14 protein-coding genes are annotated in these 18,836 nt (G+C 23.3%); 9 read left to right on the forward strand and 5 right to left on the reverse strand.

Annotation, left to right across the window (positions count from 1 at the left end):
* Positions 1-23 precede the first annotated feature (23 nt).
* The 4 genes from ilvN to map form a co-directional block, all read right to left on the reverse strand.
* Positions 24-512 (reverse strand): acetolactate synthase small subunit, encoded by a 489-nt coding sequence (gene ilvN / locus AB4W50_RS00795; RefSeq protein WP_367677269.1) that lies wholly within the window; start codon positions 510-512, stop codon positions 24-26.
* A 4-nt stretch (positions 513-516) separates the two neighbouring features.
* Positions 517-2,235, reverse strand: a complete 1,719-nt coding sequence (locus AB4W50_RS00800; protein WP_367677270.1) for an acetolactate synthase 3 large subunit — start codon at positions 2,233-2,235, stop codon at positions 517-519.
* Positions 2,236-2,403: 168 nt separating this feature from the next.
* Positions 2,404-3,228: a 2,3,4,5-tetrahydropyridine-2,6-dicarboxylate N-succinyltransferase gene (dapD, locus tag AB4W50_RS00805; RefSeq protein ID WP_367677271.1), complete on the reverse strand. Its 825-nt coding sequence runs from the start codon at positions 3,226-3,228 to the stop codon at positions 2,404-2,406.
* A 59-nt stretch (positions 3,229-3,287) separates the two neighbouring features.
* Complete coding sequence (gene map, locus AB4W50_RS00810; RefSeq protein ID WP_367677272.1) at positions 3,288-4,082, reverse strand: type I methionyl aminopeptidase; 795 nt, start codon at positions 4,080-4,082, stop codon at positions 3,288-3,290.
* Between the two features lie 281 nt (positions 4,083-4,363).
* Between map and rpsB the strand changes: the two genes are divergently transcribed.
* From rpsB to dnaE, 7 genes are all read left to right on the forward strand, one after another.
* Positions 4,364-5,059 (forward strand): 30S ribosomal protein S2, encoded by a 696-nt coding sequence (gene rpsB / locus AB4W50_RS00815; protein ID WP_367677273.1) that lies wholly within the window; start codon positions 4,364-4,366, stop codon positions 5,057-5,059.
* A gap of 111 nt (positions 5,060-5,170) precedes the next feature.
* Positions 5,171-5,968, forward strand: a complete 798-nt coding sequence (gene tsf, locus AB4W50_RS00820) for a translation elongation factor Ts (RefSeq protein WP_367677274.1) — start codon at positions 5,171-5,173, stop codon at positions 5,966-5,968.
* A 57-nt stretch (positions 5,969-6,025) separates the two neighbouring features.
* Entirely contained in the window at positions 6,026-6,757 is a 732-nt protein-coding gene (pyrH, locus tag AB4W50_RS00825) for a UMP kinase (protein WP_367677275.1), read from the forward strand.
* A 53-nt stretch (positions 6,758-6,810) separates the two neighbouring features.
* Positions 6,811-7,368: a ribosome recycling factor gene (frr, locus tag AB4W50_RS00830; RefSeq protein WP_367677276.1), complete on the forward strand. Its 558-nt coding sequence runs from the start codon at positions 6,811-6,813 to the stop codon at positions 7,366-7,368.
* Positions 7,369-7,467: 99 nt separating this feature from the next.
* Positions 7,468-9,870, forward strand: coding sequence for an outer membrane protein assembly factor BamA (gene bamA / locus AB4W50_RS00835; RefSeq protein WP_367677277.1), 2,403 nt, complete (start codon positions 7,468-7,470; stop codon positions 9,868-9,870).
* 67 nt (positions 9,871-9,937) lie between these two features.
* On the forward strand, positions 9,938-10,369 hold the full coding sequence (fabZ, locus tag AB4W50_RS00840; RefSeq protein ID WP_367677278.1) for a 3-hydroxyacyl-ACP dehydratase FabZ: 432 nt from the start codon (positions 9,938-9,940) through the stop codon (positions 10,367-10,369).
* Between the two features lie 92 nt (positions 10,370-10,461).
* Entirely contained in the window at positions 10,462-13,950 is a 3,489-nt protein-coding gene (gene dnaE / locus AB4W50_RS00845; protein WP_367677279.1) for a DNA polymerase III subunit alpha, read from the forward strand.
* Position 13,951: 1 nt separating this feature from the next.
* On the opposite strand, the gene AB4W50_RS00850 is transcribed toward dnaE, so the two are convergent.
* Positions 13,952-15,649, reverse strand: coding sequence for a proline--tRNA ligase (locus tag AB4W50_RS00850; RefSeq protein ID WP_367677280.1), 1,698 nt, complete (start codon positions 15,647-15,649; stop codon positions 13,952-13,954).
* A gap of 162 nt (positions 15,650-15,811) precedes the next feature.
* Here AB4W50_RS00850 and AB4W50_RS00855 point away from each other — a divergent pair, with 162 nt between their 5' ends.
* The gene (locus AB4W50_RS00855) at positions 15,812-16,558 is read left to right on the forward strand and encodes an EscU/YscU/HrcU family type III secretion system export apparatus switch protein (protein WP_367677281.1); all 747 of its coding nucleotides are present in this window, start codon (positions 15,812-15,814) and stop codon (positions 16,556-16,558) included.
* A gap of 175 nt (positions 16,559-16,733) precedes the next feature.
* A complete protein-coding gene (locus tag AB4W50_RS00860; protein ID WP_367677282.1) occupies positions 16,734-18,818 on the forward strand; it encodes an FHIPEP family type III secretion protein in 2,085 nt (694 codons plus the stop codon).
* Positions 18,819-18,836 lie beyond the last annotated feature (18 nt).

The raw sequence follows: 18,836 nt of genomic DNA on the forward strand, positions 1-18,836 counted from the left end.
TTGTAGTACTTATTGTTGTGAAATTAAAAAATAGATGATTCTCGTACTATACCAATAATACCTGAACGTGATATTTCAATGATTGTGGATATTTTTTTAATAATATTTAAAAAAATATTTATTTTTTTACTTGATCCTGTAATTTCAATTGTATATATATTTGGTATAATATCAATAATTTTACCATTAAAAGTTTCTATAATAATTTTGGATTGTTCTAATGCGTAACCTGAATTTTGTATTTTAATTAATGCAATTTCTCGTTCTATATAATTATTTTGATTAATTTGAGTGACTTTTAATACATTTATTAGTTTATGTAATTGTTTTTCAATTTGTTCAACTGTTTTTGTATCTCCATTGGTTTGTATTGTAACACTAGAAATTGTCATATCTTCTGTAGGGGATACAGTAATGCTTTCTATATTATAACCACGTTGTGAAAATAGTCCGACTACTCTTGATAAAGAACCTGGTTCATTTTCTAATAATATCAATAGCATATGTTTCATAAAATTATCCTTTTTTCCGTAACCACATTTCGTTCATTCCTCCACCTTTGATTTGCATAGGATAAACATTTTCAGTATGATCAATTTGAATATCCACAAATACTAAATGACCATTTAGTATATTTTTTAAAGCTAGTTTTAATTTGTTTTCTAATTCATTATGATGTGTAATTGAAATACCTATATGTCCGTATGATTCCGATAATTTAATAAAATTAGGTAATGATTTCATATATGAATGTGAATGTCTACCGGAATAAATGATGTCTTGCCACTGTTTGACCATGCCCAGTGCACTATTATTTAAATTTAAAATTAATATTGGTAGTGTATATTGCATTGCTGTCGATAATTCCTGTATATTCATTTGTATACTACCATCTCCAGTAATACAAATAACAATTTCATCAGGAAAAGCTAGTTTTACTCCTAATGCTGCTGGTAATCCAAAACCCATAGTTCCTAAACCACCTGAATTGATCCATCTTCTTGGTTTATTAAATGGATAGTATAATGCTGTAAACATTTGATGTTGTCCAACATCGGATGTAATGTATGCATCACCTTTTGTTAAATACCATAGGGTTTCTATAACAAATTGCGGTTTTATTTTTGTACTGTTTATATTATATTTTAAACTATTTACTTTTTTCCATGTATGAATACAGTTCCACCACTGTTCTAAACGGTTTTTTAAAATCGATTTTTTATTTTCTTTTAGTAACTTTAGCATACTTTTTAATATTTTTCTTGCATCACCGACAATTGGTACATCAGCTCTAACAGTTTTTGATATTGATGTTGGATCAATATCGATATGTAAAATTTTTGCATTTGGACAATATTTATTTAGGTTATTTGTTGTACGATCATCAAAACGTACACCAATAGCAAAAATTACATCAGAGTTATGCATTGCCATATTTGCTTCATATGTACCATGCATACCTAACATATTAAGATTTTGAGGATGATTTCCTGGAAATGCACCAAGTGCCATAAGCGATGTTGTCACTGGAATATTTAAGATTTCTGCTATTTTTGTTATTTCATTTGAACTATTTGATGAAATAATACCTCCACCGATGTATATAATTGGTTTTTTAGCATGTAGTAGGATTTTTATTATTTTTTTTATCTGTCCTTTATGACCTTTTATAATGGGGTTATACGATCGAATATATACATTTTTAGGCCAAGAATATAATTTTTTATTATTTTTATTTAAAATATCTTTTGGTAAATCAATTACTATTGGACCTGGTCGTCCTGTAGAAGCTAACCAAAATGATTTTTTAAAAATCATGGGAATATCTTCAGTTTTTTTGACTAAAAAACTATGTTTTACGATTGGTCGAGAAATTCCTAACATATCGCATTCTTGAAATGCGTCATATCCTATTAACGAAGAATCTACTTGACCAGAAATAATTACCATAGGGATAGAATCCATGTATGCTGTAGCGATTCCTGTAATAGCATTGGTTGCACCAGGTCCTGAAGTGACTAATACAACTCCAGTTTTTCCGGTTGATCGTGCATATCCGTCTGCCATATGAGTCGCGCCTTGTTCATGTCGTACTAATATGTGTTTAATACTGTTATTATTTTTTAATGCATCATAGATATCTAATACTGCTCCTCCAGGATAACCAAAGATATATTGTATTCCTTGATCGATTAATGAACGAATTACCATTTCTGATCCGGATAATAATACCATTATTTCTCCTTATATTATAGAAATATATATGTGATATTATTTATTATAAATTAATATTTTTTTTATAATTATAATAATTATATACTTATGTATTTTATTTTTTTCTATTTTCTGTATTGTTTTCAGATCCATGATTTTTATTTTCGGATCTGAATATATATTTGAATTTTATTTAAGGTTTCTTAATAATTGGTTAATTTCTACTTTTTTTAAGGTTTGATTATTAACTTGTTTAACAATTACTGCACAGTATAAGTTGTATTTTTTATTTTCAGACGGTAATGTACCTGGTACAACAACAGATCCTGCAGGCACTTTTCCGTAAGTGATTTCATCTGTTTTTCTATTATAAATTTTTGTACTTTGTCCAATGTATACACCCATAGAGATTACTGAACCTTCTTCTATAATCACTCCTTCAACAATTTCCGATCTAGCACCGATAAAGCAGTTATCTTCAATGATAGTAGGATTATTTTGTATAGGTTCTAATACTCCTCCTATTCCTACTCCGCCTGATAAGTGTACGTTTTTACCGATATATGCACAGGATCCTACAGTACTCCACGTATCTATCATAGTTCCTTCGTTTATGTATGCACCAATATTAATATAGGATGGCATTAGTATAGTATTTTTAGCAATAAATGCACCTTTTCTTATTGTTGCTGGAGGTACAATACGGATATTATTTTTTTTTAATTCTTCTTTAGAAGTATGTTGATATTTTAAATCAATTTTATCATAAAAAGTATTTTTTAATCCGGTAATAATTTTGTTTTTTTTTATACAAAAATATAATAAAATAGCTTTTTTTAACCACTGATGTGTTATCCAATTACCTGATATTTTTTCTGATATTTGTAATATTCCACAGTCAAGCAGGTTAATAGTTTGTTCAATAGCATTATAGGTTTTAATATCAATATTATTGTGGTTAATGTCATTTTTTTTTTCAAATGCTTGATCAATAATATGTTTTAATTTTTCCATAAATATTTACTCTATTTTTTTAATGGATAATAAGTTGAAAATATATTTTATAATTGTTTTTATTTGCTTTGATTAAAATAAGTTCTTTTTATTTTTTCATTTTTTCTTTTTGTTAATATTTCACAACCGTTTTTTGTTATAAGTATAGTATGTTCATATTGTGCAGATAAACTGTAGTCTTTTGTACAGATTGTCCAATTATCATTCATACAAAATACGTCTTTTTTTCCAGCATTAATAATAGGTTCAATAGTAAATATCATACCTGGTTTAAGAAAAATTTTATCTTCATGGTAATGATAATGTAGAATGTATGGTGCTTCATGAAATGAAGTTCCAATACCGTGTCCACAATATTCTTCCACAATGGAAAATGGCGTTGTATTAACGTAATTTTGTATTGTTTTTCCAATAATATTAATTGGTAATCCTGGTCTAATTATTGGAAATGTCATATATAAACTTTGTTTAGCTACTTTACATAAAGAATATGCTAGTTGATGGGTTTTACCTACAATAAACATTTTTGCTGTATCAGCATAATATTTGTCTTTTATAATTGTAACATCAATATTAACAATATCTCCATTTTTTAGTTTTTTTTTTTTACTTGGTACACCATGACAAGCTATTTCATTTACAGAAATACAAATGGAATTTGGAAAACCATGATAACCTACACAACCTGGAATTGCTTTTTTTTTAATGATATAATTATAACAAATATCATTTAATTCTGTAGTAGTAACACCAGGTATAATATATTGTTTAATATTTCTTAAGACTTCACTTGCTAAATAAGCAGATATTCGCATTTTTTTAATTTCTTGCGTGTTTTTAATATAAATATTCATTTTTTTGCTATTTTTTGATTCATATCAGTGTATTTTAAATTCCGATTTTTCTAATTATTTATTTTTTGATTGTTTAAAGAATATTTAACAATACATATATTTTTTAATAAATTATTATTTTGGAATATAATTTTAAATTTATGTATTATATTTGTTATGATTCGATTATTGATAATAATATGTTATTGATATAAAATATATATTATTATTTTTTTTTGATCAACAGATTATAATTAAAAATATTTATATTTTTTAAACTTATAGGAGTGAGAATTTTTAAGATGATTTCTATTCATGATATGATAAAAGCTGGTGTACATTTCGGACATCAAACGCGTTATTGGAATCCGAAGATGAAACCGTTTATTTTTGGTGTACGTAATAGAATACATATTATTAATTTAGAACAAACTATGTCTATGTTTTATACTGCTTTATTAGAATTACGTAAAATTCATACTCGTAAAGGTAAGATATTATTTATTGGAACAAAAAAATTTGCTAGTGATATAATTAAACAAATAGCCATTAGTTGCAATCAATTTTATGTTAATAAAAGATGGTTGGGAGGTATGTTAACAAATTGGAAAACTGTACGTCAGTCTATTCAGCGATTAAAAGATTTAGAAGTTCAATCACAAGATGGTACATTATCTAAGTTAACAAAGAAAGAAGGTTTAATTAGAATGCGAGAATTATCAAAGTTAGAAAATAGTTTAGGAGGTATTAAGAATATGGGTGGATTACCGGATGTTATTTTTATTATTGATGCGTATCATGAACGTATTGCAATTCAAGAAGCAAATAATTTAGGTATTCCAGTATTTTCAGTGGTAGATACTAATTCTAATCCTGATGGTATAGATTTTGTTATTCCAGGGAATGATGATGCAATGCGTGCTATTAATTTATACTTGAATACCGTTTTTAATTTTATATCTACTAAAAATTATGAACAAGTCATGCTTATTCAGTAAATTATATTGATTAATATTTATTTTTATAATTTATTTTATTATTTTTTATTCATTAGTATATTATATGTATACTCGATTTGTTTAAATGACTCAAACAAAGGGAAATACATTATGTGTATCACTTCTGATCTTGTTAAAGAATTACGATTAAAATCAGGAATTGGTATTATGGAATGTAAAAAAGCTTTAATTTCTGCTCATGGTGATATTCAAAAAGCAATTCTTATTTTAAAAAAAAATGGACAGATTAAAGCGGAAAATAAAATTAAAAATATTACTTTACGAGGTATAATAGCAACATATGTTATAAAAAAAAAATATGCGTATATGTTAGAATTAAATTGTGAAACTGATTTTGTTGAAAAACATGTTGATTTTTTAAATTTTTCTACTGAAGTACTTAATTTTGCATATAAAAATAATATTAAAGATATAATTTTACTAAAAAAATTAATGGAAGAAAAGCGAATTATGTTAGTTTCACAGTTTAATGAAAATATTTTAATTCGTAGATTTTATTGTTTATTAGGAGATTTTATTTTATCTTATATACATAGAAATAAAATTGGTGTATTATTAAAGTCAAATTCTAAAAAAACTGAAGTTATTAAAAAAGTTGCTATGCATATTGCAGCTAATAGTCCTGATTATTTATCTCGTCATGATATACCGAATGTAATTTTAGAAAAAGAACGAAAAATACAATTAGAAGTTGCATTACGTTTAGGTAAACCGTTATCTATAGCAAAAAAAATTGTTAATGGTCAGATAGAAAAATTTATTAAAAATGTATGTTTATTAGAACAAAATTGTGTTTTTGAAGTTAATAAGACAATACAATCTTTTCTTAGTGAAAATAATATACAAATTGAACAATTTATGCGTTTTGAATTAGGTGAAATAAATTAAATATATTTTTAAATACATTATTATAATTATTAATTTTAAAATTACAAATTTGCAAATATGAAATTTATATATAGACGTGTTGTACTTAAGATTGGTGGTGAAGTTATTCAAGATTTCAATAATACAAATTTTTCAAATTGTATTATACATGATATTATTCGAGAGGTTCAGTATTTAGTGCGACATGGTATTCAGGTTAGTATTGTTATTGGTGGAGGTAATTTATTTCGAGGTGCTACTTTATCTGGATTGGGTATTAATAGAGTGACATCAGATTATATTGGTATGTTATCAACAGTAATTAATGGATTATTTTTGAAAGATTTATTTAATCAGTTTAGTGTATCATCTTGTTTAATGTCTTCTTTATTTGTAAATAGTATTTGTCAACAATATAACTTAGAACAAGCATTAGATTGTTTATCAAAGTCAGTAGTAATGATTTTTTGTGGTGGTATAGGTAATCCTTGTTTTACAACAGATTCTGTTGCATGTTTAAAAGCAATTGAAACACAATCTGAAATTATTATTAAAGGTACAAAAGTTGATGGAATATATTCTAAAGATCCAAATAAATATAAAGATGTAATTTTATATCATCAATTAAATTATAATGATGTATTGCGGTATGAATTTCAAGTAATGGATTTAACAGCATTTATATTAGCTAGAGATTATAAGATTCCAATTTGTATATTTAATATTGCACGTAGCGGAGCATTAAGGCGTATTTTATCTGGGTATAATGAAGGTACGATTATTAATGAAACTATCAAAGATATAATATGATAGCGTTTTGATATTTTATAATAAATGTAATATATTTTTCTTTAGGTGAATATATGAATTATGATATATTATATGATACAAAAATTCGTATGGAAAAATGTTTATCAACATTTCAAAAAAATGTTAATAGTATGCGTATTGGACGTGTATCTCCTGTATTATTAGATGGTATCTATATCGAATATTATGGAGTAAAAACACCATTAAAAGATTTATCTAACATTACAGTAGAAAGTGTAAATACATTAAAAATTACGGTGTTTGATAGGAAGATTTTACGAATAATTGAAAAAGAAATTTTTCATTCTAATTTAGAATTTACACCATTAGTACACGATAATGTTATTAGATTAATTGTACCGCCTTTGACTGAGGATAGAAGAAATAAAATTTGTAAATGTATACAATCTGATGCAGAAAATAGTCGGATTAGTATACGTAATATTCGACGTGACGCAAATGATACATTAAAGAAACTTGTTCAAAAAAAAATTATTACTATTGATGTAGAACATGTAACACAAAATGAAATACAAATATTAACAGATGATTATATTAATAAGGTGAATCATTTTTTTATTCAAAAGAAATCTGAAATTATGCATGTATAAAAAGTATGTTTCAGATAAAAATAATTTTTTTATAATTAATTTTATTATTTATTTTAAATATTTTATAAATTGAAATTTAACTGCATTATGAAAATATTTATGATGAGAATTTTATTATTATTTGTATTATGTTTTTATAGTATAGTTGGTTTTTCTGAAACTAATAGTAGTATTAAAAAAATACAAGTTTCAGGTTTGCATGAGGTTTCAAAAACTAAAGTATTAGATAATATGAAAATTAACAAAGATCATACAATGACTCCAGATGAGATTAAAGATAATACTTCTAAATTGTTGGAAATGGGTTATTTTAGTAATATAGTAGTATCTGAATTTAATGATAGAATTGTATTTAAATGTGAAGAAAATCCAGTTGTTTATAAAATTAAGTGTTTTGGTAATAGGCACATTGATAAGCATATTATTTTAAAACAGTGTAAAAAAAATAACATATACATTAATCATATATTTAATAATAATTCGTTAAATTTGCTTCAGGATAATTTAGAAAAATTATATGATACATTTGGAATATATGGCACTATAATTAATTTTTCTTATCACTTTATTAGTAATAATTCAATTATTTTGCAAATTAATATTGCGGAAGGTGTACCAAAAATATTAGATAATATTAATATTATAGGAAACAAAGTTTTTTCTAGTTATAAAATTATGTCTTTATTTAAATCGTATCCAAATTTTTTCCAAAGACATATCATTCATAGTAAAAAGTATGATAGTGTATTGTTTAAAAGGGATGTTAAAAAATTAAAGCATTTTTATTATGAAAATGGTTATATTGATTTTAGTATCGTAGATTTGAAATTTATATCATTGTACCACGATAAACATATTGTTATTAATGTGATAATTTCTGAGGGCGAAAAATATGTATTATCATCCTGTCAGGCTCGTGGGAATATTGAAAATTATGATTATATTTTTAAAGATGCCTTAAAAAATATTAAATTAGGAACTAAATATAATTTATATGATATGATTGACATTAAAGATTATATTCAAGATATGTTTTTTAATCTTGGTTTTTTAAAGTGTAAAATGTTTATACATTCCATTGTAGACAAAAAAAATAAATGTGTTGATTTATATTTTGATACTGATTTAGGCGAAAGGTTTATTATTAATAAAATTAACATTCAAGGAAATACATTTACAAAAAGTACGTTATTGTATCATTGTTTGAAAAAAATTTCATTAGGTCAGTATGCTAATTTGAATTTAATTCATCAAGGTAAATATGATCTTGAAGATACAGGTTATGTTCAACATGTTAAAGTAGATATTAAATTCTTACCTGAAGTTTTAAATAAAGTAGATATTACATATGTATTACAAGAAAAAAATACTAATAGTTTTCATATAAATACAGGATATGATTCTGATGGTATGAATGTAACATTGACATTAAAACATAATAACTGGATTGGTTGTGGTATTGATACTGTTGCAAATATTTTATGTAGCAAGCGTAAACATGATATTGATTTTATTATTACACATCCTAATACATTGAATGATATAATATTTAGTCATCGTATTTTTTATAATTCCTTGAGTGTTCCTGATAAAAAACATGCTGATACACTTAAAAAGTGTTATGGTTTTGAAGAAAATATTCAGTTTTTGAAATTTATAAATCATGTTATTATGATGAATTTAAATTATCATCAAAATCATTCTTTATTTTCAAGTGAAATACCATCAAAAAAATCATATAATAATTGTAAAGATGGTGATATTGCTAGCATTATGACTGATCAGTCAAATTCAAAAATGAGCATGTCATATGTATGGTTATATAATACGATACCGCACGTACATTTGCCAAATTATGGCAAGAAGGCATTTTTTCAAGGAAAAGTAGTATTTAATGGTTATAATCGGCAGTTTCATAAAGAATCATTTTCTTTTGAAGAATATTTACCGATCTTACATAGTGTAAAATATATCTTACATACTCAATTAGATGGTGGATTTGAATATCCTTATAATATAACAACAATTCCACATGATGAAGACATTTATATAAATCGGTCAAATAATATACGAGGATTTGTCAACAATAGTATTGCATTACAATCTAATCATGTTAGTAAAAATAATAATGGTCAGTCTAAAACACACGATACAGACATTTTAAATAAAAATATTGGTATTGTCGGAAATAGTTTTCTTGTTGGAAAATGCGATTTGATTATACCAAATTTTTTTATTTTTAAGGAAAATTACAATAAATTTTTTCAAACTTCTTTATTTTTTGATATTGGTAAGATTGAAAACATGATATACAAAGATACTATTAATCATTGTTTAAATGTTAAAAATAGTAATTTTTTATATAATATTCGTGCTTCCACAGGTATGTCCATAGTGTGGTATTCTTTAGCTGGTCCTTTAAATTTTTCGTATTCATACCCTTTAATATATAATATCAGTGATGTTGTAAAATCTTTTCAATGTCATATGATTGGTATATAATCATAGGATTATCATATTCTAAAATGTTTTATTATAATTTAATTTTTAAAAAATATCATTAATAAATATGAAAAAAATTTTAAAATGTATTCCCCATAGATATCCATTTTTATTAATTGATCGTATTAAATCTTATAAACATGATAATCACATTCAAGTTATTAAAAATATTACTGTAAATGATCCTTGGTTACAGGGTCATTTCCCTAATAAATTTATTTTTCCAGGCGTTTTAATGTTAGAATCAATAGCGCAGTCTGCAATTATTCTAGCATTACTTAAATATCCAGAATATCAGAATACAGAAGGTTTTTATTGTATTACAGGTATTAATAATGCTAAATTTAAAAAAATTGTTATTCCTGGAGATCAATTAATTATTAATGTTAATATTATAAAAGAACATAAAAGTATTATTTTTTTTCGTGGTACTATTTATGTTGATAATGATGTTGTCTGTTTTGCAGAAATTACATGTAAATATATTTTAAATATATAAATTAATAATTCAAGATATACGTTTTTTTAATTATTTTTACTTTAATGTATTTTATATTTAAAAAAATTAATTTTTAATATTATGTAGGTATAATGAAACCAAAATTTATTCATTTGAATACTCGTAGTGATTATTCAATTACTAGTGGTTTAAATAAACCACAAGAATTGATTAAACGGGCTTGTTTTTTAAAGATGCCAGCTTTAGGTATGGTAGATTATGGTAATTTTTATGGTGTAATTAAATTTTATCAATGCGCACTGAAATATGGCATTAAACCAATTATTGGTGTTAAATTTAATATTAAGTTTAATTTTATTAGTCAACAAGATTCGGTAATTAATATTTTAGCTGTAGATAATATAGGATATAAAAATCTAATTACCTTAATATCTAAAGCACAAGCTCAAAAAAAAAAAGATATTTGTCTTAGTAATAATAAAATTATTATACATCAAAATTGGTTGGTCAAGTATAAAAAAGGGTTAATTATTCTTTCTGGAGGGTATTATGGTGATTTTGGTAAATTTATTATTAAAAAAGATTTTTATACTGTAAATTTATTTTTAGATTTTTATGATACTTATTTTAATAATTTTTATTATTTAGAAGTACAACGCAATAATCGTCTTTATGAAGAAAAATATATACAATATGCAATAAAAATTTCAAAAAAAAGAAATATTCCTGTTGTTGCTACAAATGATGTTTGTTTTATTCACAAAGATGATTTTTATACTCATAATATTAGATTAGCAATTGATAAAAAAGTTACGATAAATGTTCAAAAAAATGATTTTTTTTATAGTAATCATCAATATTTTAAGAATGAAGATGAAATGTGTATTTTATTTCGTGATATTCCTGAAGCGTTGGAAAATAGTGTAGAAATTGCTAAACGTTGTAATGTTATTATTTCAACTGGAAAATATTTTTTACCGAATTTTTCAACTGGTGTAGTGAATGAACAAGATTTTTTAATTTCAAAAAGTGTATCAGGATTAAAAAAACGATTATGTGTTTTATATCCAGATCGAAAATATAGATCTATTATGTTTATAAAATATAAAAAACGATTGTTTATGGAATTAAAAATTATTAATACTATGAATTTTCCAGGATATTTTTTAATTGTTATGGAGTTTGTACAATGGGCTAAAGATAATAATATACCAGTTGGTCCTGGTAGAGGTTCTGGAGCAGGTTCTTTAGTTGCTTATGCTTTACAAATTACAGAAATTGATCCTTTAAAATTTGGTTTAATTTTTGAACGATTCTTAAATCCTGATAGAAAATCTATGCCTGATTTTGATATTGATTTTTGTATGGAAAAACGAGATTTAGTTATTGATCATGTTTCTGAAGTGTATGGAGCAGATCATGTATCGCAAATTATAACTTTTGGTACAATGTCTGCTAGAGCAGTAATTCGAGATGTAGGACGTGCTTTAGGTTATCCATATGGTTTTGTTAATAAAATATCTCAATTAATACCATTAGATGTTGGTATAACTTTACATAAGGCTTTATCTAAAAAATTTCATTTAATAAAATTATATAAAAAAAATATTGAAGTTAAGCGTTTAGTAGATATAGCAAAACAATTAGAAGGTGTAATTAGGAATACTGGAAAACATGCTGGTGGTGTTGTGATTGCACCAAAAAAATTAATTAATTTTATGCCATTACAATCTGATGATAATGTTTTTATTACACAATTAGATAAAAATGATATTAATTATGTTGGACTTTTAAAATTTGATTTTTTAGGTTTAAAGACGTTAACTGTTATGTATTCAGCTATAAAACTTATTAATATTTTTTTAAAAAATAGTAATATTAGTAATATAACTCTTGATTCAATTCCTTTGAATGATGAAAAAAGTTTTAAATTATTACAGACTGGAAATACTATTGCAGTATTTCAATTAGAATCATATGGTATGCGGGATTTAATAATAAAATTAAAACCTGATTGTTTTGAAGATATTATTTCGTTAATTGCATTATTTAGGCCTGGTCCTTTACAATCTGGAATGGTAGATAATTTTATTAATCGTAAACATGGTAAAGAACCTATTTTTTATCCTGATGTAAAATGGCAACATGCTTTGTTAAAACCAATTTTAAAATCAACGTACGGAATAATATTATATCAAGAACAGGTTATACAAATTGCACAAGTATTATCAGGTTATACGTTATCTAAGGCTGATATTTTACAACGTGCCATGTCAAAAAAAAGAACTCAAGAAATGGCAGCGCAACGTTTAGATTTTCAAAAAAATGCTAAAAAAAATGATATATCTGATGAACTTTCAAATAAAATATTTGATTTGTTAGAAAAATTTTCAGGTTATGGTTTTAATAAATCGCATTCTACAGCTTATGCTTTAATTTCGTATCAAACTTTGTGGATGAAAGCAAATTATCCTGCAGAATTTATGGCAGCAGTTATGAGTTCTGATCTTGATAATGTAAAAAAAATTAATATATATATTCAAGAATGTTTGCGTATGAAAATAAACATTATTCCTCCAAATATTAACACTAGTAAATATTTTTTTCAAGTGGATAGAAATCGTCATATTATATATGCATTAGGTGCTATTAAAGGTGTTGGTAGATCTGTTGTACAGGCAATAATTGAAGCTAGAAAACGTGTTGGTAAATTTAATAGTTTTTTTGAATTTTGTACAAATATAAATTCAAAATTTATTAACAAAAGAGTGTTAGAAAAATTGATTTTATCTGGTTGTTTTGATTATTTACATATTAAACGATGTCAATTAATACAGTTAGTTAAAAAAGTAATTAAATTTTCTAGTCAATATGAAAATTTTAAGAGTATTCATCAATTAAATTTATTACATTGTATTGAACAAGATTATACGTTATTAGAACGTTCGTTGCGAAAAAAAAAAAAATGTTTATGGTCTAATAAAGAAACATTAGATTTTGAAAAAGATGTATTAGGTTTTTATTTAACAGGACACCCTATTACTGAATATATAAATGAATTAAAGTATTATATTCGTGGATTTGAGATAAAAAATAGTTTAAATAGTAATTTTAGTTTAATTAAAGTATTTGGTATAGTATCATCTATACGTTTGAAATTAACAAAAACAAATAAAAATATTATGTTTTTAGAAATAAATAATTCATATCATGATATTGAAGTTATAGTGTTTGAAAATTTAATTAAATTATATATACAAAAAATAAATAAAGGTAATATAGTAATTGTTTTTGGAAAATTAATTTTGAATAATTCAATCAGAAAAATTAGATTGATTGCTAATTCTATTATTAGTATTGATGAAGCACGAAATAATTATGTTAAAAAAATTATATTATTTATTCATCAGGATATATTTTATGAACATATATTAGATGATATTAAAAATCTTATTATTCCTTCGGTAGGTGGTCATATACCGATTTATATTTGTTATAAAATTATAAATAATAAATCAAACTTTAAATTGCATAATCGGTGGAATGTATTTTTAAGTGAAAATTTAATATATAAATTAAAATTTTTATTAGGTCAAGACAATGTTTGTTTTAGTTTTTAATTTATTCGGTTTTATATATTTTATTTACAATAAAATTTTTTACTTTATTAATATCTATAATTATTTTATTTTGAATATTATTTCTGTTTTGATATTCAACAGTATTGTTATTTATTGTATTTTTATTTACAATAATAATGTTAGGAATACCAATTAAATTAATATCAGAAAATATAACTCCTATTTGTTCATTTCGGTCATCTAATAAGGTTTCTATATTTTTTTTGAATTCAAAATAAAGTTTTTCAGATATTTTTTTTATTTTTTGACATTTATTATAATTTATTGGTACAATTACTACTTGGAATGGAGCAATTATATTTGGCCAAATAATACCATTTTTATCATGATTTTGATCAATTATAGCTGCAATTAATCTAGTTACACCAATACCGTAACATCCCATATGCACCAATTTTTTACATTTATTTTTATTTAGTATTTTTAAATCTATAATCTTAGAATATTGAACCCCAATTTGGAAAATGTGTCCTATTTCAATACAATTTTGAATTTTATAATTTTTTTTATGAATTGTATTAAATATAATGTCCTGTACTTGTATGGATTTTATATTATGGTCCATAAAATTTATTTTACAATGTATTTCATTAATTATAGTTACAGGTATAACATTTTTTAAATACAGTACATGAGTATCTATAACAATTGGAATATATATTTTTTTTAATTTTATGTTTTTTATAATATTTTTAATTTCTGTTTTATTTGGAAAGATTATTTTATTTTTTGTATTATCAAAAATATTTTTTTTAATAATTTTTTTTATATCTATTATATGGTCTCCTCTTATTATATATCCAATAAATTTATTTTTTTTATCATATGGATTTTTTATAATATATATTTTTATGCATTTTTTTTTCATTAAATAAAATATTTTATTTAATTTATGTATATTTGTGTTATATATATTTTTTGTATATATTTTTTTTTTGTAAAAAAAATTTTTTATAATATAATTTTTTGTTAATAATGTAATATTATTAATTTGATGATTTTTTTTTTTTAATATAATTTTATCTTCTCCAAATTGCGATAATGCTTGAAATTCATGAGAAAATTTACCTCCTATAATTCCACAATCTGCTTGAACAGCATGGAATTTTAAATGCATTTTATTAAATATTTTTTCATATGCTAAGTATATATTTTGGTATATTTCTCTTAAAGAAGTAGAATTTTTGTGAAAAGAATATGCATCTTTCATAATAAATTCTCTAGCCCTGATAATTCCAAATCTTGGTCTGATTTCATCTCTAAACTTTGTTTGTATTTGATATAATATAATTGGTAGTTTTTTGTACGACAAAATTTCTTTTTTAATAAATTCTGTTGCCATTTCTTCATATGTTGGACTTAATATAAATTGATTATTATGTCTATCATATAACTTAATTAACTCATTTCCATATTGCTGAAATCGATTACTTTGTTTCCATAAATTTTCTGATTGTAGTATAGGAAAACATATTTCTATACCGCCGACAAGATTCATTTCATGTCTTATAATTTTTTCAATATTTTTTAATACTTTTAATCCATTTGGTAACCAGGTATATAATCCATTATGTGATTGTCGTATTAATCCTGCTTTTAACATAAGTTGATGACTAATTGTATCAATATTTTTTGGTACATTTTTTAAGGTATATAATAAATATTTACTTGTTCGCATATTTGAATGATATATTCATGATAGTTGATTTATATTAAATTATAATTTATTTTTTTTTTTAAATTAAAGTTATAATATTTTTTAAAAATAAATGAATTTTTTATAAAGAATATTTTTTAGGTTTTGAAAAATATTTTTAAAATGTATAGGATTGAAACAATTATGCAATCAGATTTTCAAGAAAAAACTGAAAAACCAACTATTTATCGAATTCAACAAGCTAAAAAACATGGTTTCATAAAATATTCTCACGAAGTTAGTTCTTTTTTAATGTTAATATCTGGAATAATAATTAGTTATTTTTATAGTCAAAATATTTTTATTATGTTTTTAAAGTTAATAATTTTATATTTTTCTTTTAATCATTCTGTTATCCATAATAGTTTTTTTTTTAGTAAATCTATTTTTTTATTACATATGATTATTTATTTTTTGTTTTTATTTTTTGTGATATATATTATTTTTCTTATCATGATTTGTATTATGTTTAATGGTTTTACATTAAATTTAAAATTTATTAAATTTAGTAGTGTTAGTATTAATATTTTTCGTATTATAAAAAATATTTTCTCATATGAATTATATATTAATTTTTTTAAAGTATTGTTAAAGATATTAGTGATATTTTTAATATTTTTTTTTTATTTAAAATATATGTTTTTAAAAATACTTGGTTTAGTTTTTTTACCAAATCTTATATCGTTTCAAATAGGGTTGAATATTTTTTTAAATTATATTTTTTTTTTATTAGTTGGTTTGATTCCTATTATGATTATTGATATTTTGTGGAATACATTTAGCTATTATAATAATTTAAAAATGACTTATCAACAAATACGAGATGAATATAAAGATAATGAAAGAAAAAAAAATTATTTTAAGGTGTTAAAAAAGAATTTAAAGAAATAATCTAATAAACTGATTTATAATTTTTTATATTTTTCATATTGATTATTGTATTTATAAATAATATAGTATAGCATGTGATATTAAATCGTGCGATTTATATTTATTATATTTTATAAAATTATCATCTTTATTTATATATTGTATATTTAAATTTTGATTAATGAGTCTTTATACTATGCGTAATATGTTTAGTTTTATTAGAACAGTATATATTTTATTAAAAATAAAGTGGCAGGCATGGATCGGACCTGCTATGATTTTTATGATTTTATCTATGATGATATTACCTTTGCCTTCTTTTATGTTAGATGTATTATTTACTTTTAACATTACGATGTCAATTTTGGTATTGATGGTATCATTATTTATACATAATACTTTAGAATTTTCAGTTTTTCCTACATTGTTATTATTTTTAACTTTATTGCGATTATCATTAAATATTGCTTCAACAAGGATTATTTTACTTAAAGGTCATACAGGATCATTTTCTGCTGGTCATGTTATTGAGTCGTTTGGTTACTTTTTAGTTGAAGGTAATTTTTCAGTTGGAATAATAATATTTATGATTTTGGTAATTATTAATTTTATTGTAATTACAAAAGGTGCAGGTCGTGTTGCTGAAGTAAGTGCGCGATTTATGTTAGATGGCATGCCTGGTAAACAAATGGCAATTGATTCTGATTTAAATTCTGGATTAATTAGTGCCCAACAAGCTAAAATACGTCGTATCAAGGTTGCTCAAGAAGCAAACTTTTATGGTGCAATGGATGGTGCAAGTAAATTTGTTAGAGGAGACGCCATTGCAGGTATTTTAATTATGATCATTAATATTTTTGGTGGTTTAATTATTGGTATTATTGAACATAATATGAAATTTTATGAAGCGAGTAAGATTTATACTTTATTAACTATTGGTGATGGACTAGTTGCACAAATTCCTGCATTAATTATTTCAATAGCAGCTGGAGTTATTGTAACTAGAGTTAGTACAAATCAAAATGTTAGTGAGCAAATGATTGAACAGATTTTTTATCATCCTCAGGTTTTTATATTAAGTAGTTTATTTTTAGTAATTTTTGGTTTAATTCCAGGTATGCCTAATTTAATATTTTTATTATTTTCTGTTGCGTTAATGATTATTGCATATTTTGTATATTATTTAAAATATGTAGTATTGAATACATCTAGTGTCTTTGAACCAAAGATTAGTGATGAACATAATAAACAAGATATATCTTGGAATGAAGTTAATTTGGAGGATTTAATAAGAATTGAGTTAGGTGTATTATTATTATCAATGATTAATATTGATAATCGTAACAATCTGTTTATTTATATTATAGAGTTACGAAAAAAATTTGCTAAACAAATTGGTTTTTTACCTGATATTATACATATTAGTTTCAGTAATAATTTACCTAAATTTAGTTATCGAATTTTGATTAAAGGTGTGGAATACGGTACTGGACGTGTTTTTTTATCTAAATTTATAGCTATTTGTACAAAAAATGTTATAGAACCAGTTTTAGGAGATCATGTTATTGATCCTATTTTTAAAGATTCAGTTATATGGATATCACCTAAATTATATTATAAAGCAAAAAAAGATAAATATAATATTATGTATCCACAATATATAATTATTATGCATTTAGAAAATATTTTGTTAACTTATTCACAAGATTTATTTGGAAGAAATGAAGTTCAAAAATTATTGGATTATATATCTTTAAAAATGCCAAAATTAATTGAAGAGTTAATACCAAATATGATTAGTATAACTTGTCTACAGCAAATATTACAGAATTTATTATTAGAACAAATTCCAATTCGTGATATGAGAACTATTTTAGAAACGTTGATCGAATATTCAACGATTTATAAAAATCCGGATGAGTTGACTAGTGTAGTACGTGTATCTTTAAGAAAATTTATTACTCAACATTTTTTTCCTAATCAAAATAAAATACATGTTATAGGATTAGATTTAAATTTTGAAAATTTTTTATTAAAAATGATGCATTCTGGAAAGAGTTTTGTTGAACCTATCAGTACAATACTGTTGAGTAATATTCGTAAATCAATTGAAAAACAACATTCCATTAATGCGCCATTAATTATATTAGTAAGAAATATAATTCGTTATTTTGTATCATCTATTTTTCGTAAATATTTTCCTAAATTAATTATACTATCAGATTTAGAAATATCTGATGACAAAAATATAATCATTACTAGTTTCATTAAAATGGATTAATTATGAATTGTAAATAAT

The organism is Buchnera aphidicola (Takecallis arundicolens) (assembly GCF_964058945.1).
Taxonomy (GTDB): Bacteria; Pseudomonadota; Gammaproteobacteria; order Enterobacterales; family Enterobacteriaceae; genus Buchnera_L; species Buchnera_L aphidicola_AH.

Bases quoted from the DNA above. Each gene is read 5' to 3' on its own strand.
- ilvN (WP_367677269.1), bottom strand. From the start codon at position 512: ATGAAACATATGCTATTGATATTATTAGAAAATGAACCAGGTTCTTTA.
- AB4W50_RS00800 (WP_367677270.1), bottom strand. From the start codon at position 2,235: ATGGTATTATTATCCGGATCAGAAATGGTAATTCGTTCATTAATCGAT.
- dapD (WP_367677271.1), bottom strand. From the start codon at position 3,228: ATGGAAAAATTAAAACATATTATTGATCAAGCATTTGAAAAAAAAAAT.
- map (WP_367677272.1), bottom strand. From the start codon at position 4,082: ATGAATATTTATATTAAAAACACGCAAGAAATTAAAAAAATGCGAATA.
- rpsB (WP_367677273.1), top strand. From the start codon at position 4,364: ATGATTTCTATTCATGATATGATAAAAGCTGGTGTACATTTCGGACAT.
- tsf (WP_367677274.1), top strand. From the start codon at position 5,171: ATGTGTATCACTTCTGATCTTGTTAAAGAATTACGATTAAAATCAGGA.
- pyrH (WP_367677275.1), top strand. From the start codon at position 6,026: ATGAAATTTATATATAGACGTGTTGTACTTAAGATTGGTGGTGAAGTT.
- frr (WP_367677276.1), top strand. From the start codon at position 6,811: ATGAATTATGATATATTATATGATACAAAAATTCGTATGGAAAAATGT.
- bamA (WP_367677277.1), top strand. From the start codon at position 7,468: ATGATGAGAATTTTATTATTATTTGTATTATGTTTTTATAGTATAGTT.
- fabZ (WP_367677278.1), top strand. From the start codon at position 9,938: ATGAAAAAAATTTTAAAATGTATTCCCCATAGATATCCATTTTTATTA.
- dnaE (WP_367677279.1), top strand. From the start codon at position 10,462: ATGAAACCAAAATTTATTCATTTGAATACTCGTAGTGATTATTCAATT.
- AB4W50_RS00850 (WP_367677280.1), bottom strand. From the start codon at position 15,649: ATGCGAACAAGTAAATATTTATTATATACCTTAAAAAATGTACCAAAA.
- AB4W50_RS00855 (WP_367677281.1), top strand. From the start codon at position 15,812: ATGCAATCAGATTTTCAAGAAAAAACTGAAAAACCAACTATTTATCGA.
- AB4W50_RS00860 (WP_367677282.1), top strand. From the start codon at position 16,734: ATGCGTAATATGTTTAGTTTTATTAGAACAGTATATATTTTATTAAAA.